General features: G+C 54.4%; 13 protein-coding genes. 1 reads left to right on the top strand and 12 read right to left on the bottom strand.

The genetic code is table 11. From position 1 onward, the window contains the following. The 5 genes from ESZ91_RS07800 to ESZ91_RS07780 all read right to left on the bottom strand — a co-directional run bounded on the left by ESZ91_RS07800 (position 1) and on the right by ESZ91_RS07780 (position 7,702). Positions 1-963, bottom strand: a complete 963-nt coding sequence (locus tag ESZ91_RS07800) for a carbohydrate ABC transporter permease (protein ID WP_129225853.1) — start codon at positions 961-963, stop codon at positions 1-3. Between the two features lie 20 nt (positions 964-983). After that, a complete protein-coding gene (locus ESZ91_RS07795; RefSeq protein WP_129225851.1) occupies positions 984-2,456 on the bottom strand; it encodes an ABC transporter substrate-binding protein in 1,473 nt (490 codons plus the stop codon). A 117-nt stretch (positions 2,457-2,573) separates the two neighbouring features. Continuing rightward, complete coding sequence (locus tag ESZ91_RS07790; protein ID WP_129225849.1) at positions 2,574-5,732, bottom strand: InlB B-repeat-containing protein; 3,159 nt, start codon at positions 5,730-5,732, stop codon at positions 2,574-2,576. A gap of 195 nt (positions 5,733-5,927) precedes the next feature. After that, entirely contained in the window at positions 5,928-6,650 is a 723-nt protein-coding gene (locus tag ESZ91_RS07785; RefSeq protein WP_129225847.1) for a ThuA domain-containing protein, read from the bottom strand. After that, positions 6,647-7,702, bottom strand: a complete 1,056-nt coding sequence (locus ESZ91_RS07780; RefSeq protein WP_129225845.1) for a Gfo/Idh/MocA family protein — start codon at positions 7,700-7,702, stop codon at positions 6,647-6,649. Before ESZ91_RS07780 ends, ESZ91_RS07785 begins: the two co-directional genes overlap by 4 nt. A 137-nt stretch (positions 7,703-7,839) precedes the next feature. Between ESZ91_RS07780 and ESZ91_RS07775 the strand changes: the two genes are divergently transcribed. Beyond that, on the top strand, positions 7,840-8,622 hold the full coding sequence (locus ESZ91_RS07775; protein WP_129225843.1) for an AraC family transcriptional regulator: 783 nt from the start codon (positions 7,840-7,842) through the stop codon (positions 8,620-8,622). Between the two features lie 54 nt (positions 8,623-8,676). Here the strand turns inward: ESZ91_RS07775 and ESZ91_RS07770 are convergent, their stop codons facing one another. From ESZ91_RS07770 to ESZ91_RS07740, 7 genes are all read right to left on the bottom strand, one after another. Beyond that, positions 8,677-10,476, bottom strand: a complete 1,800-nt coding sequence (locus ESZ91_RS07770) for a glycoside hydrolase family 71/99 protein (protein WP_129225841.1) — start codon at positions 10,474-10,476, stop codon at positions 8,677-8,679. 1 nt (position 10,477) lies between these two features. After that, entirely contained in the window at positions 10,478-12,334 is a 1,857-nt protein-coding gene (locus tag ESZ91_RS07765; protein ID WP_129225839.1) for a glycoside hydrolase family 71/99 protein, read from the bottom strand. An 18-nt stretch (positions 12,335-12,352) separates the two neighbouring features. After that, a complete protein-coding gene (locus ESZ91_RS07760; protein ID WP_129225837.1) occupies positions 12,353-13,198 on the bottom strand; it encodes a carbohydrate ABC transporter permease in 846 nt (281 codons plus the stop codon). 12 nt (positions 13,199-13,210) lie between these two features. Beyond that, a complete protein-coding gene (locus ESZ91_RS07755) occupies positions 13,211-15,166 on the bottom strand; it encodes a carbohydrate ABC transporter permease (RefSeq protein WP_129225835.1) in 1,956 nt (651 codons plus the stop codon). Between the two features lie 75 nt (positions 15,167-15,241). Continuing rightward, positions 15,242-17,944, bottom strand: coding sequence for an Ig-like domain-containing protein (locus ESZ91_RS07750; protein ID WP_129225833.1), 2,703 nt, complete (start codon positions 17,942-17,944; stop codon positions 15,242-15,244). Positions 17,945-17,980: 36 nt separating this feature from the next. After that, a complete protein-coding gene (locus ESZ91_RS07745; protein ID WP_129225831.1) occupies positions 17,981-19,597 on the bottom strand; it encodes an ABC transporter substrate-binding protein in 1,617 nt (538 codons plus the stop codon). Continuing rightward, positions 19,598-21,952: a glycoside hydrolase family 15 protein gene (locus ESZ91_RS07740; RefSeq protein WP_129225829.1), complete on the bottom strand. Its 2,355-nt coding sequence runs from the start codon at positions 21,950-21,952 to the stop codon at positions 19,598-19,600. Positions 21,953-21,973 lie beyond the last annotated feature (21 nt).

Below are 21,973 nucleotides of genomic sequence, written 5' to 3'. Positions count from 1 at the left end.
TTATTCGCCCTCCCCGTAATTCACCCATTTATTGGTCTTGAACATGACGAGCGTGAGCGCCGCGATGACGATGAACATCAGCCAGCCGAGCGAGCAGGCGAGTCCGTATTGGTTGCTGCCGCCGAACGCCGTTTCGTATATGCGGATACTGATAAAATACAGACAGTCGTTCGGTCCCCGCCCGACCATCGCGTAGACGTCGAACGCCTGCATCGCCGCGATGAGCGCGTTGATGAGATTGTAGAAGATCATGGGCGTGGACATGGGAATCGTGATGCGGAACAATTTGGTAAAGTACCCCGCGCCGTCCAAACTGGCCGCCTCGTACAGTTCGGGTCCGATGTTGCGAAGAGCCGCCAGCCACATGATGATATTGCCGCCGATGCCCCACACGCCCGTTAATATCAACGTGGCGAGAGCGGTGTTCTCTCCTTCCAGAAATTTACTCGTCGGGAGCCCCAGCGTCAGGAGCAGTTGATTGGCAAGCCCCGCCTCGCGGAATACGTCCGCCCAGATAAAAGACATGGCGATGCCGGGGATAATGGTGGGCATATAATAGAGAAGGCGGAATACGCCCACCCCCTTCACTTCGCGGTTGACGAGCAGCGCGACCATGAACGAGAGGACCATGCCGAGCGGGATCGAAATGATCGCCCACAAAAACGTGATCCCGAAAGAAAACGCCACGCCCTTGAACAGACCGTTCTCGCTCGGGTCGAACAGTTTCGCGAAGTTGAAAGCGCCGATCTTGGAAAAGAAAATCCCGTTATAATCGGTAAAACTGTACAAGAGCGACGAGATCACGGGATAGACCGTGAAGATGAAGAATCCCAGAATTACAGGCAGTAAAAACAGATAACAGCCGTAATCTTTTTTGAGCCATTTGAAAAACTTATTGCCGTGATTGGGTCCGCCCGCGCGCCCCGCGCGCGGCTTTGCAACCGTTTGCACCTTTTCTAACATGAAAGCCTTCCTTTAATCAATCAGCCGTTGGCAGTCTTGATATCCGACACCATTTTGTCCGCCGCCGCTTTCAGATTCCAGGGGAAGTTGGCCGTGGAGCCCGAAATACACGACTTGAACGCTTCTTCGATACGTGCGGTCACGTACGCCTGCGCGGCAAAGGGCACGTAGGGATAAAAGTCGTTTACTGAGCACGCGGCCTCGTCCATTTTGTAGATAAACGCGTCGTGATTGAAATCGGAACCCAGTTTTTCGGGCAGGCAGGTGCGCCAGGTCGCGGTTGGGTCGGTCAAAAGACTGGTGCGTACGGGTACGCAGTCGCCCGTTTCGGAATAGGCGTTCTGTCCCTCGATACTGACGACGTGTTTCAAAAACTGCCATGCTTCCGTGCCGTGCGCGCAATTTTTGTACATGGCATAGCCGCTGCACCCCGCGCCTACCGCGTATTCGCCGCCGAAGTTGGGCAACGCCGCCACGCCGAGATTGTTGTTCCCGATGCCGAGGTAGGTCTGTCCGCCCATCGTTTCTTCATTCAGGATATCGCTCATGACCGCGCGCGCGTGCAGGTAAATGGGAGATTGCTGCATACGGAACTGTACGCCGTTTCTGTCGGCGCCCGTAGTCAGATCGATCGCTAAGGCGATCCCTCCGACCTTTGTGTTGACCAGATCTCCCCAATATTGAATCGCCGCGGTAGTTTCGGGGCTGTCGAATACGACTTCGCCCTGTTCGTTGACGACGCTGCCGCCGAACGATTTCACCAAAGGGTAATCGAGCGAACTCCACGCGACGTTGCAGTCCACGATATAATTGCACACATCCGCATACACGGCGCCGTAATCGTTGGTTTTATCGTCGAGTTTTGCAATATTGGTGGCGAGTTTTTCGCACATCGCCTTGAATTCCTCGCCCGTCATCTCATCGGTGGGATAGTCAACCTTGGCGGCTTTGAACATTGCCTTATTATAATACATGACGACCTGATTGTAATCGCGGGGCATCATGTACAGTTTGTCGTTTACAGAAGAAACTTTCAGCATCTGCGCATTCAGATCCTCCTCATCGATCGACTCATCCGCATCCATCAGAGATTCGAGGGGCGAAAGGATGTCAAGATCGATCCACTCGTTGATATAATTCTGGTCCAGCCAAAAAATATCGTACATATTGGCGGGATCCTTCATAGACGCAGCCGCGACGCGGCCGATCGACGCCTTGTAACCGTTCAAGTCAAGATAGGTGGGTTCCACCTTGATTTTGGGATATTTTTTCTGAAACGATCCGATAAACGCGTTCAGTGCGTTTCTGTGACTCGCAACGTCGGGCGCGGCAATTTTTAAAGTACCTTCGAAGCCGGAATCGGGATTGAGCACGATGTTGCCGAGCATCTCCTGATTCCCTTCGCCGCCTCCGCCGCCCGGACGGAAATCGCATGCGGTGAACATGCTCAGCGCAAGAATGACCGTTAAGATAACCGTAATAATTTTTTTCAAACTTTTTCTCCTTTATCGGGTGAATATGCGTTCATCCCGTCCCGCATCTCATCGGATAAACGAGAGATGCGGCGGGAATGAACGGGGGTGCGATTTTAACTTTGAACTCTTTTCTGATTATCTTGCTTTTTTCTTTTTGGCGAGCGCGACGGCCGCAACAGTCAGCAATACGACAGCCGCCGCCGCGGAAGCGGAAACAGCCGCGACGCTACCGCATCCTCTTTGATTCGCCTCCCATTTCGCATAGACGGTAACGGTATCGGATACAGCCGTGTTAAAGTCGAATTCCTTGGTGCACTCTTTGTCCGTAAACCAGCCGACGAACGTAAATCCGTCCTTTTCGGGAACTTCGGGCGCGACGAATTTATCTCCGTATGCAGCGGTCGCCGTCTTGTATTTGTTCTCGCCGTCCATAAAAGTGATGGTGTATTGGTTCGCATCGTACTTGGCATACAGCGTCGTCGCCTGCGACACGACGGTGTTTTCAAAGTCGAACGCCTTTGTCAACGCTTCGTCTTCGAACCAGCCCGCAAACGAATGCCCCGTCTTTTCGGGTGCGGCGTCCACGTCGAACTCGTCGATGATCTCGCCCGCAAGAACGTACAGTTTTTCATTCACTTCTTTGCCGTCCGCCATAAAGGTAACGGGAACCGAAAACTTCACGGTCACTTCGCTCGCCCCGAAAGGCATATTGAAATAATAACTCTTCTTGGTTTCGTCGTAGCCTACGGATACTTTGGCGCCGTCTGCAAACACGCCTTCTTCCGAAAATTGATAGCCCTCCGCGGGAGTCGCGGTAAAGTACACGCGTTCGCCCGACAAAAGTCCCGTCGCCGCCTCGGCGGTATCGATGGTGAACGTTCCGTTGCTCACAGCGCCCTTGGTGACGGTCGAAACCTGCGAAGCGCGCGCGCTGAGCCAGGTTATGCGGGTAGTTTCCAATACCAGATACATTCCGTCGGGGAACATTTTCTGCGTGGCGTCCATGGTCGCAATTTCCACCCAATTGCCTTCTTTGAGTTGATAAATTTTTGTGTTGTCCGTGCCGATCGTAATTTTCAGATCGACGGGTTTCCCCTCTTCATAGGTAAAGGAATTCTTTTCGGAACTGCCGCCCGTCAAAACATTGATCTTGCCCGCGCCCATCGTATCGTTTGCCTGCACTTCCGTATTGACTCTGTGACCGAATACGGCGATCGAACCAAAGTTAGTTTCATGCATCTGCCCTTGGTTGATCAAAGCGCCTGTAAGGCTGTTGAACATGCCCACGAAGAAATGTTTCTGTTCGTGTTTGGGACCGTCTTTATCGTTCGCGCTCTCGTTTTTGGAATCGAGCGTGTAACTCAGATAAATATCTTTGGTCACGTCGAATTTACGCGTATTCGCGATATAGCCGACGTAATCGATATTGATGTCGGAATAACCGTCCACGGATTTCATCGCTTCCGCGCTGCCGTACTTGGAGTTGGGCGCGAGCGTCTGATTTGCCGTCAGAACGTTTCCGTCGGCGTCCTTGCCGCCCGAGCGGTTGCGGTCCCAGCCGTCGGCGTTGGGGCGAACGTATTCGTTGGCAATTTCGATATCCTTGTCTTTGATCGCAGCAATAAATGTGAGGGGGCCTTCTACCGTGACGCCGTTCGCGCCGAAGTTGACCTTTTCCGCCATCGTCGCGTCCGTGTACCAGACAAGTTCGATATTCGTATATTCGGGGAAGCCCGTGATCTGCCCGAAGGAAGGCATCATCTCTTCGGTGATCTTACCGCCGTTCATGACGGGAACGACAGCCGTCTGCGTATTTGCGTTTTTGCCGTTAAAGCCGAGGACTTTCGCCGTTACGTTATAACCGAAAACAGCGTAAACGTCGGTCGTGCCCGTGATCGCTTTATCAAAATCGAAAGCCGTCTTGCCGTCGGGGGCGGTAAACCATCCGATAAAGGTCATTCCCTCTTTTTCGGGATCGGCGGGTTGAACAGCCTTTGCTCCGTCGTCGATATTCTGGAAGGAAAGCACCTCGTCTCCGTCCTTGAAATTAACGACCAGAACGTCTACCGTTTTTGCATACAGTGTGGTATCCGCCGTAAGCGCCGTATTGAAATCGAACGCCTGTGTCAGAGCCGCGTCCGCATACCAACCCGTTATGCGTTTGCCCGCAATGGCGATATCTTTGTCATACGCCTTGTCACCGCTCTTCAAAACGGTATCCAGCAGTTTGGTCTCGCCGTGCATATAGGAAACGGTGAAATCCCCTTTCGACACGCTGACCTGACCGCTCGTCGCGCTCGAAGGCAGCGTGAAACTATAAAATCCATCCGTGTCGATGTCTACCCGCGTTCCGCCTATGGTCACGTACGGCATACGGTCCGTACCCGACGCCAACGCAAAGCGCGTGAGCACGTTTTTAAAGACGCATATATTGTATAAATTTTCTTTATAAATATTGGAACTGCCGTCCAGAGAGATCGCATATCCCTCTTCGAATCCCGACCAATTCCAACTATCGTCTATACCGCTGAACGTGAGGCCATGGCTCAAGTTTACGGCGATAGATTCTATGCCGTCGCCTTCGGCAACGATCGTTATGTACGCTTCATCCGGTCCGTACCAGACCCCGAGCGTATCCGTCTCATCGTTCAGGCAGCACTGCTGATATTCGCCGCCGCCCATCGTGAAAGCCTTGGATATCCCGCTGTTCGTTTCGGGATAGCGGATCTCGCCGCCGATGGCGCTGAATTTATCGAATATGAAAGAGACGGGCTGACCCGCCGCGACCTGCTTTCCGTTGAATCCGTTGTTCACGCCGCCCGCGGCGACAAGCGACGCTCCGCCGATCTCCATGGTTCCCCAGTACATATCGACTATCGTATCGCTGTAAGTCCGCTCGCCGGTAGAAGGGTCGACCGTGGCGAGTTTTTTCGCGGAGACCACCCATTTGATATTGCCCGTACCTTTCCCTTTTATGTCCAATCGGAAAGGAATCTGGTTCGATAGTTGCTTGCCCGACCCGAAAACGTCCTGAAAAGGAATTTTGACCGCCTCGGAAAAAGTGATCTTATCTCCGTTTTGCAGATCGGTGAACGTGGAATAGCCGTCGTCGCCGACAGAGTGGCCGACGTCCGCCTTCGCATCCCCGCGCGTTACCTGCGTGTTCCAGCCGTTTTCATCTACGGCTGCCGCCGATGCGCCGTCGGCAAACGTAAACATGCAAACTCCGCACATCACGCACGCGACGAAGACCGTCGCAAGCAGCGTACAAAGTTTCACCCTGAATTTAGTCATATTTTCCTCCTGTGAAGAATTTTATTATTGACTGCCCCAAAGGGCAGTTCAATTTCTTTGAATGGATTTGCCCAAAATCAAAGATTTTGGGCTTTTTTGTATACAAAAAAGAATTTCTCCGTATCTGATTCAATTATAAAACTTAAAATGAACGCGTTCCTCTCGTCTTTATGCAAACTTGTTTCAAAAATTGCGTTATTCGACGGGTTCGATCGGAACGACGCACGAACAGTCGACCGTGGCGAGTTTATCCGGGTTGTACGCCCAACGCACTGCGTTTTTCAAAACTTTTTGCACGAGCGGGTGATAAAAAGTGGGGAAAGTTTCGTGCCCGGGCTGAAAATAAAACACTTTTCCCGCGCCGCGCTCGAACGTGACGCCGCCGCGGAACACCCTTCCGCCCTGATACCAGCAGGTGAAGATCGTCCGCGAGGGTTCGGGGATCCCGAACGGCTCGCCGTACATTTCTTCTTTCGGAAGATCGATATAGGCAGGCAATCCCTTGGCGATGGGATGTCCCGGCGCGCAGACCCAAAGGCGCTCGCGCTCGCCGTCCTCGCCCCAGCAAAGTTGGCCGCTCGCGCCGATGATGCGCTTGAACGGTTTGCTTAGATGCGACGAATGCAGCAGGATCAATCCCATACCGCCGTGCACGCGGCGGGCGATCTTCTCCACGAGTTCGTCCGACACGTCATCGTGGCGGCAATGCCCCCACCACACGAGCACGTCCGTTTCGTTCAAAAGCGAATCGGGCAGCCCTTGCCCGGGCATACCCATCGTGACCGCCGTCGCCGCGATATCCCCTTCGGCGTTCAAAAATTCTTTAATCGTTTCGTGATGTCCCTTCGGATAGACGGCGAGCGCCGCCTCGCACTGACAGGAAAACGAAAATTCGCTCCAAACCGTTACTTTGATCATAACTTTACCTCCTTACCCTCTTTAGCGGAGCGATAGATCGCTTCTAAAATTTTGACCATGTTTTCGCCCTGCGCGTTGTCGAAGTCCGCCGCCTCGCCATAGAGGACTACGTTCACGAAATGGCGGAGATTGTCGCGGTGTCCGTTTGCGGGACCGAGTTTGGGAACGACGTCGACGAGCGCGCCGTTCTTCTCGTTGAACACTTTGACCTGTTCGTCCTTCCACGTGCAGCCGCCCTTGGTGCCGCGAAGTTCTACAAAGCGCGATTCCTCTTCGATATTGCTCGCCCAACTGAACTCCACCTGTAAACTCGCGCCGTTCTCGAATCTGATAAAGCCCGTCGCAAGATCCTCCACGTCGAATATGCCGTCCTCTTTCTTTTCGCCGAACGAGGAATGCTCGGAATCGGATATATCGTCCGCCTCGGCGAATTTGCAGTACGTGCTGCCCGAAACCGCGACCGCTTTCGGGTTGCCCATAAGGTAGATCGCAAGATCGAGCATATGCACGCCCAAATCAATGAGCGGCCCGCCGCCCGAACGGCTCTTGGTGGTGAACCAGCCGCCCTTGCCCGGGATCCCGCGGCGGCGTATCCAGCCGCAGCGCCCCGCGTAAATCTCGCCGAACTCGCCCGCATCGACGCATTTTTTCAGATACAGGCTTCCCGCGGTATGTCGGTTATTGCGCATGACCATCAGAACCTTGCCGCTCTTTTGCTGTGCCGCGCTCATTCTTTTGCGCTCTTCGAAAGAAATCGCGTCGGGCTTTTCGCAGAAAACGTGCTTGCCGTGTTCGAGCGCGTACACGGCAATTTCCGAATGCAGATCGTTCGGCGTGCAGATATCCACCGCGTCGAGCGATTCCTTTTCGAGCATCTCGCGGTAATCCGCGTACTTTTTCGCGGTCGCGGGGATCTGATCGTAATTCATTTTTTCGGGAACGATATCCGAGACCGCGACGATCTCCACGTCTTCCATTCCGTTATACGAACAAATATGCGCGACGCGGGCGATACTGCCGACGCCTACGATCCCGATACGCAACTTTTTCATTCCATGCCTCCGTTCGATAAATTTTCGGTTTTGCTATTGCTTTTTTATGAAATTTATTATATACTACATATGCGGCCGATTCATCTTGATTTTGTATGCGACCGTATCAAATATTGCAGTAAATCAAAGGAAACGTTTTGGATAAAAATAATTCGAATTACGAATTGACGCAGGATCGATACCCCCACATTTATACTGCTTCGGGACGCGACCAATGCTGTACCACGCATTTTCACCGCAAGATCGAATTGCTTTATAATATGGAGGGCGTAAAAAAAGTCACCGTAAACAATCGGGATTACGTTTTGAAGCCGCACAATCTGTGTATCGTGGACAGTTATTCCCTGCACTATTACGAACCGACGGAAGGAAAACAGTCCATTCTGACGCTGACGACCGCCTGCAGCGAGCACTATTTTCAGTATCGGCGCAATAAAACGCTGCGCGGCAACGTGGTCGCCGACCAAACGTACTGCCGCGAAAATTTACTGCCATACTTCGAACGCCTTCTCGGGTACGAAAAACTGGACGCCTTTTCCGTACAGGCGAACGTAGACATGCTCCTTTCGGGCATCTGCGCGGCGGTGGGGTTGCAGGAATCTTCCGAATCGCTCGAGCCCGAAAGCATGGATTCCATTCTCGCTTATATCGAACAGAATTACCATACCGATCTGACGCTCACCACGCTTGCGGATCATTTCGGATACAGCAAATATTATTTTTCGCGCATTTTCAACAATATGTTCCACACCAGTATCAACGACTATTTAAGCGTCATTCGCCTGGAAAAGACCTTTCAGTATCTGGAGGCGAACAAGTGCAGCATCACGACCGCCGCTTTCAACAACGGATTCAACAGCATGCCGACTTTCTACCGCGTGCTCAAAAAGAATCACGGCGTGCTTCCCGCAAAAAAATAAATGATATAAAAGCCCCCCGACTAATACAGCCGGGGGGCTTTTTTGTCTTGCAGATCAAAGTTCGAAACAATAATTCAGCCGTCCGTACGGCGCGCTGTCGCCCGTCGTATAGAGCGCCATGATATCCGCAAGCAGATCGACGTTATCCGTCGCCTTGAGTTGCAGCGAAGTAATATCGCCCAAAAGCGATCTGGGAAGGGTAAACTGTATGGTCTTGCCGCTGACTGCGTAAGCCGCCTCTCCCACGGTCTGCGCGCTGTCGCCCGTCAGCCGTTCGACGTTCGCCCTGTTTTCCCCGCGCGAGCGGTTGATGACGAAATCGTACCCCTGTCCGCCGCCGACGTTCAGCCAGACGTTCATCCAATTCTGTCCGTCCGCGCGCGTGATCTCCTCCGCCGCGGTCAGAAGGATATAGATATTTTCACTGTCCTGCGCGGCGCGGATCTCTACGATATCGTTGCGCTTGGAAGTATTCTGATAACTCGCGCTGCCGTCGCTGTTGATAAAGTCGCGCGTCTTCCGTCCCGCGAAATCGGCAACGCCCGAAGTCACCGTGTTCCAGCCCTCGTCCACGCGCTCCCGTGAGATCGTTTTTTCCTGCACCTTGATGCCGCTGCCGCTCTCGCCGCGGAACGCGCGCATGTTGCGGATCATCTGCATATAGAAATTATCGCCGTAATAGCCTTTGATCGGCTCGATATCGCGGGAAAATTCGGGCGTGGCGCAGTCGAAAAAGACGACGGTATTGCCGATGCCCTCGACCGTGGTGGCGAGTTTGAGCGCCGACCACTCGTTCCATTCGAGAAGAAACACGATGCGCGCGTCGGATCTCATCGCCACGTCCCACTGTTCCTGGAAGTTCGCGCCCTCGTCGACGCGGTCTTTGCTGTTTTTGCCCTCGTCCGTGTAGCCGCGCCCCCAGTTCTTGTTGTAGTAGTCGATGCCGTTGGGGCTGTTTTCGAACTGTACCGAATCGCTCATGTGCATGCCCGAATTCTGCGCCACCGATACGCTGATGACGCCGTTGTGCACGGGCTGCGGGCGGGTGAATTCGATCCAGGGGAATCCGTTTTCCTTGAAAGGTTCGTTGGGCCACTGGCTGTCGCGGAAATAAAAGGTATCGCGTACGGCGCGCGGCAGATATACTTTCTGCTCGCTGCGCATGGTGAGCCACGGCTTGCCGTCGGGGTTGCGCCCCTCGTCCGTATCGCAGAACCACAGTTCCTTGTAGCGCTCTTCCTTGTACATAAAATCATACAACTGCTGCACGCGTTCGTGCGAATTCGTATTGGTGAGGAACATGATCTTGGGCACTTTATAGCCCGCCTGGCGGTAAAAATCCAGAATTTCCAACAATACGGCGAGCGGTCCTTTATAAATATTGTTGTTGGTCGCGTCGATCCCTAAAAAATCCACGCCGGCGGCGATGAACATCTGTACGTGCCGCTCCACGACCCATGCGTCGCGCATATTGTAGTAGCCGAACAGCGGTTCTCCGTAAAAGTGCATTTTCAGAAAGGGAGAGCCGCTGCCCGAATAGATCTCGTTGAAATCCATTTTGGACATATCGTAGATCCCGTCGAAATAGGGCGTGCCCTCGTCCGAATAGTCGTTGCCCAGCCACAGCACGTAAAAGATGCCGACCAGTTTTCCGTTGGTTTCGCCCGCGGGCGAGATCTCCCGCCCCAGAGCGTCGGTGCCGCCGAGCGCGCGGCTCACGTTCTGACGCTCCGTCAGGGGTGTGATTTTCGGCTGTTCCATTTCCTCTCCTTTTTTATCCGCGGGCGCGCACGCGCCGCAAGCAAGCAGCAGGCACGCGCCCATGATAAGACTGACTATTTTTTTAAAACTCATGTTAAACCTTCCAGGTATAGCCCAGCCGCCCGATGGGCGCGCTGTCTCCCGAAACATAGTAATCCATGATATCTTCGGGATGGGTGACGTGATCGGTCGCCTTGATCTTCAGCGTGAACGAATCCCCCACGCCCAAAAGCGCTTTGGGAACAGACAGTTGCAGATATTTGCCCTGTACCGAGCATTTCGCCTGCCCGATCGTTTCGAACGAATAGCCGCCGAGGCTCTTTTCCACAGACGTGACCGCGCCGTCGGGCGTACGGTTGACGACGAACTGGAATCCCTCGAACGAGGGCGCGTCGCTCCCCTCCACCCCGATGAGAACGTTCATCCAAGTCAAATCGCCCGCCTCGTGCTTTGTGATCTCTTCCGCCGTAGAAACGAGGATATACACGTTGTCGTTATCGTAAGTCAAACGGATCTCAGAAAGATCGTTGCGCGCGGAAGTATCCGTATAGGTCGCGATCTCCGCCGCGTCCTTATAATTGCGTTCGACGGCGTCGCCCACGAAATCGCGGAAGGAAGAGGTGACCTCATTCCACTGTTTGACCGAGCCCGCGACGTCTACGGTAAGTTTCTGCCCCGCAGAAACAATACCCGTTTCGCCCTTATAGGCGCGGATATTCTGTATGAGTTGCAAATAGTAATTATCGCCGTAGCCGCCTTTCATCGGTTCGATATCGCGGGAAAATTCTTCGTTGAGCGTATCCACGAAGAACACTCTGCGGTCGGGAATATTGGGGCGCGTGGGAACGCCCGTCGTGACGGTAATATCCTCGAAAAATTTGACGGCGATCCACTCGTTCCAGCCCGTTACGAATACCGTGGAAGGCGATTCTTCGAGCGCGTTGTTCCACTGCTCCTGAAAATTCGCGCCTTCGTCGATCTTAGACGGGTCGTTTTTGCCTTCGGTCGTATAGCCGCGTCCCCAGTTGGCGTTATAGTACGTGCCGCCCGTTCCGTCGGAAACGTCTTTATATTGCACGGAGTCGGAGAAGGGCCAGCCCGGATGCTGTGAAACGGAGACGCTCATGATCGAACCGCCCTTGGCGCCGCCATTCGGGTACACTTTCTGTTTGCGGTTGAAGTCGATCCAGGGGAAGCCGTCCTCTTTGTCGGGCGTTCCGGGCCATTGGCTGGAACGGAAATCGAAGAAATTCTGAATTTCCTTGGAACAGCCCGCCTTGTTGGCGCAGATGATGAGCGGTTTGCCGTTGGGAGAGAACCACAGATCTTTGTAGAGCCCTTTGGAGTACAACTGCGAATACAACTGCGTCACGCGCTGGTCGGATTCGGTATTCGTATAGAACGCGATCTTCGGCACGGCAAAGCCCTGCGCCGCGAATTCCTCCATGATGGGGAACATCACCTGCCACACCTGGTTATACGTGAACTGGTTGGTCGCGTCGAAAACCAGAAAATCGACGCCCGCCATGGTGATCATTTCCAGATGGCGGCGAATGACGAAGGGATCCTGCGCGTTGTAATAACCGAACAGCGGTTCGCCCCAATAATGATATTGGTTGGGCGGCGAAGTCAGAATTTCCGTTCCGTCCCAGAACTCGTCGCCCAAAAGTTCCATCAGGCGCGTATTGTCATAAATTTTGGTCTGCTTGCTGCGCTCCTGCCCGTTCCACAGGAAATAGAACATTCCCACGTATTTTTCGCCGTCCGTCCCCTTGATCGCGGGCACGTTGCGGCCGAGACGGTCGGTCGCCGTCAGGCTCTCGACCGTCTGTTCGCAGGTATTTAAAAGCGCGATGGTATCTGCAGGCGCGGGCGTATCCGCAGGCTTACAGCCTGCAAACAGCACCGACGCGAATGCGAGCGTCAAGATCGCACAGATCAGTTTTTTCATACATTTCCTCCGAATAAATTACAACTTCATGCCCGATGCGAAATCGCCGTTGATAAAGTATTTGAGCCCTATCAGCGAAGTGATCGCAAGCGGCACGCCCGCCAAGAGATACATGGCGTACGCCACGCCCGGTTTGGTCATGTTGACCGATTCCGCGAGATATTTGAGGCGCGGCATGAGCGTCTGGATAGCGTCGTTGCGCACGACGAGCGTGGGCCAGAGAAAGTCGTTGTACATCAGGCTGAACGTGCCCAGCCCCTGAATGATGAGAACGGGCACGGCGAGCGGAAGCGTGATCTTCGCGTACAGCACGAGATCGTTCGCCCCGTCGAGCGTGGCGCTCTCGAAAAGCGACGCGGGCTGTTGGGAAAAGAAAGTCCGGAACAGAAAGATCGCCCCGACCTGTCCGCCCGCGATGCCGGGCAGAATGAGCGCCCAGCGGGTATTGAACAGCCCGAGTTTGAGTACGGTGAGATAGGAAGGCGTCATCGTCAGCACGCTCGGCACCATCATCAGCGCCAGGACCAGCGAAAAGAGCACTTCTTTCCCGAAAAAATGATGTCTGGAAAACACGTACGCCGTCGCCGAACTGAAAAAGACCACGCCGATCGTCGTGACGACGCAGACGATCAAACTGTTGAACATATTGCCCCAAATGCCGTGAAAGGCTTCGCCGTAGTAGCCCCACTGGGGATCGCTCGGCCAGCGCCAGATGCTCATCATGTGTTCGTAGGGAAGTTTGAGCGAATACAAAAAGGTGATGACGATGGGCATGAGCACCAGCGCGATGATGACGGCGAGCGAGAGGTATAAGAGCGTCTGCGCCACCGCGCCTTCGATGCCGTGTTTTTTATGTTTCAGCATAGAATACCTCCCTTAAAAACTGCTTTCCGTCTTCTGCGCTTTCAGATTGACGAGCGTCGCGCCGAATACGATGATAAAGAGCAGCATTCCCATCGCCGCCGCCCTGCCGTAGCCCGAACCTGAATTGAGCGTCATATACATTTGCAAAGCGGGAATATTGGTCGCGCTCGTCTGTCCTGTGGTCATGTACACCCTTCCGAAATCCTGAATGGAGGTGATAAAGGTGATGATGAACACGTATTTGAGTTGCGGGCGGATCATGGGAAAGTCGATGTAAAGAATACTTTTCAGCCACGAACAGCCGTCCAGTTTTGCCGATTCTTTGTACGATTCCGGCACGGACATGAGCGCGCCGTAGAACAGAATATACTGCCCGACCCACGGCAGCCCGATCATGACGAGGGACATGAGCGCGGTCTTGTCGTTGCCCAGCCAGTCGGTTCCCCTGCCGCCGAACAATTCCACGATTGAGTTCAAAAGCCCCATATCGCCGTAAATACCCTTTGTCCAGATGAGAAGTACCGCAACGCCCGGCAGAATGCCCGGGATATAGATGAGCACGCGCACCCAATACTGCGCCTTTTTGGAATTGAGCGCCAGAATGAGTTCCGCGATGAGCACCGCGGGCACAAGCGCCTTGATAAGGTCGGTGACCAGAAAGATGAGCATATTGCCGATGCCGCCCGTAAAGAAAGGGTCTTTGAGCACGGCGACGAAATTTGCAAAGCCGACGGGGCGGGTATACACACCGGGTACGTAATCGAAAAACGAGAGGATCAGCCCCCACACCGCGGGCACGTACATGAACAGACCCAAAAGCACGAACGTGGGCAGGATAAATGTATAACTCTTCCAACTCTTGCGAAATCCGACTTTCAGACGGCGCAGTCCCTTTTGCAGGGTGACGCGGCGCTTGTCGCCCACGGCGAACCAGCCCGCAACGGCGACAGGTATCGACAGAACGGTCAGCGCCAGTCCCACGTATTTCGCCCAGCCGAAAAACAGCAGGGTGCCGATGCGGTCAATATCGTAGAACTGCGTGCGGAACCCGCGGTATTCGGAAAGGACGATGACGCCGCTGTCGGATACGGAGATGCTCTGCACTTCGGTGGGCGCGGAAATTTTCGTCACTTTGCCCGTATTGACGTTGACGATCGCCGCCTTGCCGCTGACGTTGGCGGCGACGACGGTCTCCGACGTATCGTTCGCGGCAAAGGCACACAGCGTCATGCCCGTGTTGACCGACCGTTCGAGGCTATTGCCCGAAAACACGTTGATATAACCCGTGGTATCCGCGACGATCAGTTCGCCGCCCGAAAATCCGAGCGCCAGAGGCTCGTAGGGAACGGAGGCGAACCGCTCTGAAACGAGCGCGCCCGAAGCATTTTCAAACGTGAATATATTGTAATCGGTGCTGACCCCGTACAGTACTTTGCTCTGCGGATGAATTTTCACGTCGCCGATCACATTGGACAGGGAGAGCGAAACGCCCTCTTTCTCCTGCGCGTAATCGGTGAAGTGATAGATCTCGCTTCCCTTCAAGCCGCCCTTTTTCGCCGCCACGTACACGTTTGCGTCGTCCGCGTCCAGGGACAGCACGGGGTAAGGAATTTCCAGCGTATTCAGTTTTTCGCCGTTCTCCTTGTCGAACACGTCCACTTTCCGCTCGGAAACGTATCCCGCGACCACGTATTCGGACGTCACGACGACGTCCGAAGTGCGGTCGGCGAGCGCGGCTTCCCACTGTATTTCACTTCCGTTTGCGCAAACGAGCCGCAAATCGTCGGTGGAAATATAGGAAACGTCGTCCTCCGACTGCACGGAGATCACCTTCATGTTCTTTTCGGGAAGGGAAAACCCGCTCGTCTTTGAAGAAAGGACAAAGCCGCTGATCGTGAACGCCAGAAAGAGCGCAAAAGCGAATATCGCCGCCCCGAATAAAATTGTCTGTTTTTTCCATCCGCTCATGGTTGTTTTCTCCTGTCAGGGAAAACCACGCTTTCCGCCCTCGGGCGGAAAGCGTCTTTTCCGTTTGTGATTCAATTAACTGTTTTTGCGCTTTTTCACCGCCAGTACGACTGCCGCGCCTGCTGCTGCAAGCCCCAGTGCAGCGGCTCCCGCCGCAAAGCCGATTTCGCTTCCGCAGCCGCCCTTCGACGCGCCGCCTTCGGCCGTCACCGTCACGGTGATCTCTTCGCTGAACAGGCTGCCGACGCGCACGTAAATTTTGACCGTGCCTTCCTTGACAGCCGTCACTTTGCCGTTTTCGTCCACCGTCGCGATGCGGTCGTCGCCGCTGGCGAACGTAGCCTTGATCGAAGAGGGATCAACGGTCGCGGCGATCTGGTAGGTCTCGCCGACTTTCAGGCTCTTTTCATGTTCGGAAACGGTCAGTCCGCCGACGACGGTCACCTCGCAACTCGCGCTCTTGCCGTCAACCGTATACGTGATAGTCGCCGTGCCGCTCTTGACAGCCGTCACTTTGCCCGTTTCGTCTACGGTCGCAACGCTGTTATCCGAACTGCTCCACTCTGCAGAGGTAGGAATATAACTGTTGGGGTTGGTCGTGCCGTTCAACTGGAAGGTCGTACCCTGTTTCATCTGTTGGGTGGAGCGGCTCACTTCCACGCCGTACAGAACGCCGACGTTCACGTTCTCCACGGAAAGTTCCGCTTTCGCGGAGTTTGCGGCGATCGTGTTGCCCTCGCCTACCGCGATGCACCACGTACCATCGTTAATGCCCTTGGAAACCTGCGCCCAATCGAACTGCATGGTGTAAGGGCCGACATAATCGTAAGGCGAACCGCTGGGATAAGTCATGTTTTCGCTGCCGTCGGGCACTTCGCCCTCGGTGAATACGGGCGTGAACGCCACGAAGAACGAATCTCCGTCCTTCCACATTTTCACCTGTATGCGGGTGCCGTCGCAGAATGCGCGGGCAAAGGCGTTGCCGTATCTGTCCGTGCCTGTCAGATCGCCCTTATTTTCGGGTGTCTGTTTCTGCTCTACCGTGCCCGAAACGCCCGTCTGGTACGGGAGCATGAATTTAAGACCGTAATTCCACCATTCGGCGTTGGTCGTCAGATTGACTTGCAATCCGCTGTCCGCGCCGAGCGCGAAATCCGCCGCCGTCATAGAGTTTGCGTCGCCGTTTTTGATGCTGATGCCTAAAAACCTTCCGAACTGGTTGGCGTACGTCGTATTGCTCGCGTCGAATTTATTGATAATATCGAACGTGACGGGTTTATCGAAAGTCACGCCTTCGCCGATCACCGCGTACGTATAGCCGTTCTGAATATTTCCGTTGAAGGAAATGCCCTTATCGGTCTTTTCATAGCCCGTGCCGCGCGCGATCAGGTTTTCGGAATAGAGATAATGCGTTCCGTCGCCGTGCACGTCCTCGGGCTTTTCATAAGCCTTGACGGTGACTTCGCACGTCGCTTTCAGTTCCAGTTCTCCGCTCTCGAAATTGAGGATCTTCGCGGTGACGGTGGAAGTACCCGCTTTGAGCGCCTGCAAAACACCGCCGTTCACGCTGACGACTTCATCGTCGGAAGAACTCCACACAACGCTGAGGTTTGCGGGATTGGTGGTAGCGATCAGATTGGAAAATTCGCCTACCTGCATTTCCTTTGCGTCGGCGTCGAGCGTGATCCTGTTGGCGACGGTGACGTACGCCTCGCCCTTTCTGCCGTCCGCAGCGGTCGCGACGATCTTGGTCGTGCCCGCTTTCAAAGCGGTGACGAGCCCGCTTTCGGAAACGCTCGCGATCTCGGGATTTTCGGAAACATACGCGACGTCAGCGACAGCCTCGGAGGAGATCGCGTCCTTTGCGGAAAGTTGTTTGGTCTGCTCGGGTTTCAAAAACACCGATTCGGGTTCGAGCGTCAAGCCCGCCTCTTCGGCGGTGATCGCGGAAACTTCCGCGTCTACGCTGCGCTCGGTCGCGTTCATATTGGCAAATTCGAAAGCAACATAATAGGGAGATTGATTTTCCGTATCTTTGACGAGATCGGTCAGAGGGAACGAAATCTTGGATTGGCTGACCGCAGGTCTTTCAGGCGTGCGGTCAACTGTGATCAAAATATAGAATTGATCGATCCCGCCCGCTTTTTCGGTGCCCATTTCGATCGTGAAAGGTTTATTCTGAGAAATTGCCCAGCCGATATCCGTAACGCCCTCGCCGTGCGTATTTCCGTACATGGAATCGGTATTGACAATGTCGCGTCTTCCGAAAGTCGAAATATTTACCATACCGCGGTAATTGCCGCCCGTATCGGGGGAGAGATCCTCCGATGAAAACAGGTGCAAAGAAGCGCCGTTGCCTTCCGTGCGGGAATTTTTAAAGTCCGCCGCATCGAAGCCGTTCTCCCCTTTTTCCGCCTGCGCGAAGAAGAGCGAGAAATACACCTGCGATTTCAGGTCGCCGCCGTTCAGGCCCGAATAGTCCTGATCGACGCGCGCCGTAAAACTGACTTTGCTGCCCAACTGATAGCCGTGGTCGTACACCGCGACGGTGCGGCTGTCCTTTTGTTTGCCTGCGACGGTAAAGCCGCCGTCTTTTTCCGTGAGCGCGACGGAATTGCTTCCGACGGGCTCGCCTTCGTTCGTCGCCGTGTCGGTCAGAAGCACGAATTTGTCGGTATCCGCCGCCCGCGCCGCAAGGGGCGCGAGGGACAGACAGAACATGACCGCAAACACGAGCGCGAGAAGAGGCAACAGAATGGTTTTTGTCTTGTTTCTCATAATTCCTCCTAAATTAGTTTTTATGAAAGGTTCCTTTTACAGTCTGGGATCCTTTTCGGGCGTCAGATAAGCATCCGATTTCCAACCCATCTGCGTGAAGTAGGTGGGAATATCGTTCTGGAAAGCCTTGGTGAGTTGTTCTCCGAATCTCGCCACGGTGATGTCGCCGTTGAATACGTTTTTGCACAGCGCTTCGAACATCTGATAGGAAGAGCCGTTCATGCTCGCGAGGTTTCCGAAGAACTGCCCCACGGGATTGTTGTGGCAAAGTCCGGGGAATTCGTATTCCTTTGCGGGATAAATTTCCGCGGGCGTATCCACGTCTTTCACGAGAGAGTTGCCGCTGATATACGCGCCCTGCTCTTTGAGGCTCTGATTGTAAATGTCCTGTCCCTCTTTCGAGCCCCAGAACATCATGAAGTCCATGACCAGATCGTTCTGTTTTTTGTCCTTTTTGACGACGCCGTACCAGCCGACCGCACCGCCGACCGAGCGCACGGTATCCGCATCGGGTTTCGCGTCCCCCGTTCCCGTCATGGGAGGCGCGGGGAAGAAACCGATCTCGAATTTTTCCGCGTCGGGGCGCTGGGCGAATATCTGTTTATAGGTGTTGAAAAAGTCCGTGGTGTTGTAGACCATCGCGGCGTTGCCGCCCCAGAACAGTTCCTCCGCCTGATAATAGTTGTTGGAAATAAAATTATCCTGACAGTACACGGGAATGAGTTTTTTGAGATTGGTGATCATCGCCTGATACTTGGCGTCCTTGGGCGTGATCTGGTTGTCCATCAGCGCTGCATAAAAACGGAGCATATTCGCCGTGTAATTGGAGGGAGAATCGTTGTTCTTGTCTGTAATGTCCAGCGTCCAGTCCGCGTCGATATCGGGATCGTAACAGTAATCGCCCGCAACCGCGTGGATGTCGTCGGCAATGCCGCGGTAATACTGGTCGCCGTAAATGTTCAAAAGCCAACTCATCGCGCCCGTGGTATACGTGGCGCCGCCCACCGCAAAGGGAACTTTATCCTGCGTGTTGCTCTCGATCTGCGCGCAGAATTCGAGCAGTTCGTCCCACGTTTTCGGGGCTTTGTCCGTACCGTCCGCGTTGGTCAGGCCCGCCTGCTTCCACAGCGTCTTGTTGTAGAAGAAAAAGCTCATGTTCGTGGTAAAGTTGAGCGTGTAGATGCCCGAACGGTCGGTGGAAAGCGGATACGCTTCCTCTTCCATCGTGTCTTTCCAACTCTTGTTCTGATTATAAGGATTGGGCTTGACGAGATAGGAACTGTAATCCACCATCTTCGTCGTGAGATAAGCGTTGCTGATCAAAAGCGTCTGCACGATGTCCGCGTCCGTCACCGACGAGCCGCCCGCAAACTGCGAATCCAGCCAGTCCTTATAGGTGGAAGAAGTCTGCCCCTCGACTTTTACGTCCGTTTCGGGGTGCTTATCCATGTATGCTTCCGCGACAGCCTTTAAGGCGATATCCTCAAAGGGATAGTCCTTGATGGGCAGATTGATATTGATCGTACCGTTATAGTCGATCTTGTCCGTCGTAGTGTCGGGCGGGTTATCGTTTCCGCCGCCGCAGCCCGTAAACGCCGCAAAGGCGCCCAAAAGCAGCAAAGCGGAGAGCAGTAGTGCCGAAAGTTTTTTCATTCAGATGACCTCCTTATTTTTGATCACAGTGCCCGTGCAGCGAATTTCCGTGTGAACGGGCTGCGCGAGTTCTGAAAAATCCGTCCAGATTTTAATTTCTTCGGGTGCGTCGACCGTGACGAGCGTCCTCCCCTCGTCGATGGAAATTTCCAGATCGAGATTGCCGTACAGAGTGGGGACGCGGCAGCGCACGAAGCGGCAGTTCCCGAGGTGCGGTTTTACGAGCACTTCCGTAAAGCCCGCTTTCAGGGGCATCACGCCCGCGATACGCGAAGACAACACGCCGCAGATCCCGCTGTCGGGGTGCGAAAGATCGCCCCAGTTGAGATTATCCCCGAAATCGCAGGGGGGATTGTGCATACACTCGTACACCGTTTCGGGAAGATCGGGATTGTTCACCACCGACATCCAGTCCACGTTGCTGTAAAAGTGCCCGTCCAGATAAAGAGGAAGTTTTCCGCAAAGCATTTCTTCCGCCTTTTCGGGATAGCCGTAATCGTACAGTCCGCGGATCATCAGGACCGCGATCTTTCCGTAAGCGTGCGTGATTTTTTCCGCCTGCGCGGCGATCTGTTTTGCCTGCGCGCGGCTGACCATGCGCTTTCCCATCGCGTAGGGATTGGACATATCGCACAGTTCGCGCCAGTCCTTTCTCTTGACGAAGCCGCCCTGCACACTGTCGTACAGATGGGTGAATATCCCCTCCCGCATGATTTTCGCGCGGTCGCGGCACGTTTTTGCGTACGCCGTTTCGCCGCAGAATTCCGCAAACGGAGCCAAACGCTCAAAAGCGTCCAGAATCATAAGATTCGTATATGTGTTCTTGCCGGTATCCCCCAGATAGTGGTCCCATAGCCCCTTGCTCGTTTCAAAGCGCTGTTCGAAAAGACCGTCTTCCTTATCGACGTAGCGCCACAGATAATCCATGCAGCGGCGCAGCGTACCGAACAGTCCTTTTACGCGCATATCGGCGCTCAGTTCGTAGTACGTGAGGGCGGAAACGACGTACCATGCGGCAAACATATCCGACTGATAATCGCCGTATTCGCCGTTGTTCGGGGGAACGGTATTTTCTGGATAGCAGGTGCCGAATATGTAGCCTTCGGGCGACTGGTGCACCGCTAAGATCTGCAAGGTGTTGAGCGCGTCCATGCGCTCCCCGAACGAATACCAGCCGCAGTCGAACGCCCAGTCCAGATCTCCCGACCAGGGCAGGCGGTCGCGCTTGGCGCCGTCCGAAATGAAAAAGCCGCTGCGGCGGATATCGAAATCTTCCGTTCCGCCCTGCCATTCGTAGACTGGTTCGCCTTTTACAAAGACGGACAAAGCCTCGCAGACGGCGCGCCATTCCGTATCCATCCAGAATCCGAAACTGCCGCCCGTTTGCAGGGGGGCATCGAAACGCAGGATCTCTGTTCCTTCTAAAAACACAGCCGCGCCAGACGCGGCGGCGTCGATCTCCAAATGATAGGAAACGTTATCGGTAAGAGGCGCAACGCGCGAAGCGGCGAGGAGGACGCGATCGTCTTTCCCCGTCTGCCAGAGCGAAACCTCGCCTTTTTCGGTGATTTCGAGAAGGGCGCCTTCTCTCGGAGTTTGTGCAAAAAAGAGGATACCGATACCCGTCGGGTATTCGGGATTGCGCGAAATCTGAAAATCGCAGCAAAGGCGCATTTCGCCGAGATCGAATTCTCGGGCGAGCGCTGCGTTCTGCCATTTGGTCAGTTTGCGAAGGCATAATTTACCCCGTACGTCCTCCCACTGATTCGCCTGCACGCTCGCGAGCCGCAGCGTGCGCGCGCTGGCGAGCCAGAGCCTGTTCAGATCTTCCCGATCGCTTTGAAAATACCCGACGGGAAGAACGGGGGCGGAATCGTCGACGATGGCAAACTCGGAAAGGCTCACCTGCCCCGCCGAGCCTTCGGGCACGGAAATGCACACGAACCGCTCCTGCCCCTGAATGAGGGGATAGACGAACTGTCCCGTGCGGCGCACGGAATAGTCTTCGAAACGATAGGGATTGGCGGGCATGACGGGAAGTTCTACCCCCAAATAGGTGCAACTGCCGCGCGTGAAATCTCCCTTTTCCATCGTTTCTTCCTTTTCAAACGGCGCGAAGCGGTCGGAATAGGAAATATGCAGCGCAGGTTCGCCCGAAAAGGCGCTGACGCGGAAAGTCGGATACCCGCCCACTGACGGCGCGCCCATATCGTATACGACATAACTGCCGGCTGATAGCGTGAGTTCTCCGCTGCCGCCGCACAGCGTCGCGGCGCCCTGCGCGTTTTTCTCTTTGCGGACCGAAAGCGGATAATTTATCTTCTTGTAAAACTCGGCAAAAACTTCATCCATCATAAAAAAATCTCCGTTTACAAA

The organism is Candidatus Borkfalkia ceftriaxoniphila (assembly GCF_004134775.1).
GTDB classification, from domain to species: Bacteria; Bacillota; Clostridia; order Christensenellales; family Borkfalkiaceae; genus Borkfalkia; species Borkfalkia ceftriaxoniphila.
This window is presented reverse-complemented; position numbering and strand designations above follow the sequence as displayed.

Coding starts and splice junctions, on each gene's coding strand:
- ESZ91_RS07765 (WP_129225839.1), bottom strand. CDS start 12,334: ATGAAAAAACTGATCTGTGCGATCTTGACGCTCGCATTCGCGTCGGTG.
- ESZ91_RS07750 (WP_129225833.1), bottom strand. CDS start 17,944: ATGAGAAACAAGACAAAAACCATTCTGTTGCCTCTTCTCGCGCTCGTG.
- ESZ91_RS07780 (WP_129225845.1), bottom strand. CDS start 7,702: ATGAAAAAGTTGCGTATCGGGATCGTAGGCGTCGGCAGTATCGCCCGC.
- ESZ91_RS07740 (WP_129225829.1), bottom strand. CDS start 21,952: ATGATGGATGAAGTTTTTGCCGAGTTTTACAAGAAGATAAATTATCCG.
- ESZ91_RS07785 (WP_129225847.1), bottom strand. CDS start 6,650: ATGATCAAAGTAACGGTTTGGAGCGAATTTTCGTTTTCCTGTCAGTGC.
- ESZ91_RS07790 (WP_129225849.1), bottom strand. CDS start 5,732: ATGACTAAATTCAGGGTGAAACTTTGTACGCTGCTTGCGACGGTCTTC.
- ESZ91_RS07800 (WP_129225853.1), bottom strand. CDS start 963: ATGTTAGAAAAGGTGCAAACGGTTGCAAAGCCGCGCGCGGGGCGCGCG.
- ESZ91_RS07745 (WP_129225831.1), bottom strand. CDS start 19,597: ATGAAAAAACTTTCGGCACTACTGCTCTCCGCTTTGCTGCTTTTGGGC.
- ESZ91_RS07770 (WP_129225841.1), bottom strand. CDS start 10,476: ATGAGTTTTAAAAAAATAGTCAGTCTTATCATGGGCGCGTGCCTGCTG.
- ESZ91_RS07755 (WP_129225835.1), bottom strand. CDS start 15,166: ATGAGCGGATGGAAAAAACAGACAATTTTATTCGGGGCGGCGATATTC.
- ESZ91_RS07760 (WP_129225837.1), bottom strand. CDS start 13,198: ATGCTGAAACATAAAAAACACGGCATCGAAGGCGCGGTGGCGCAGACG.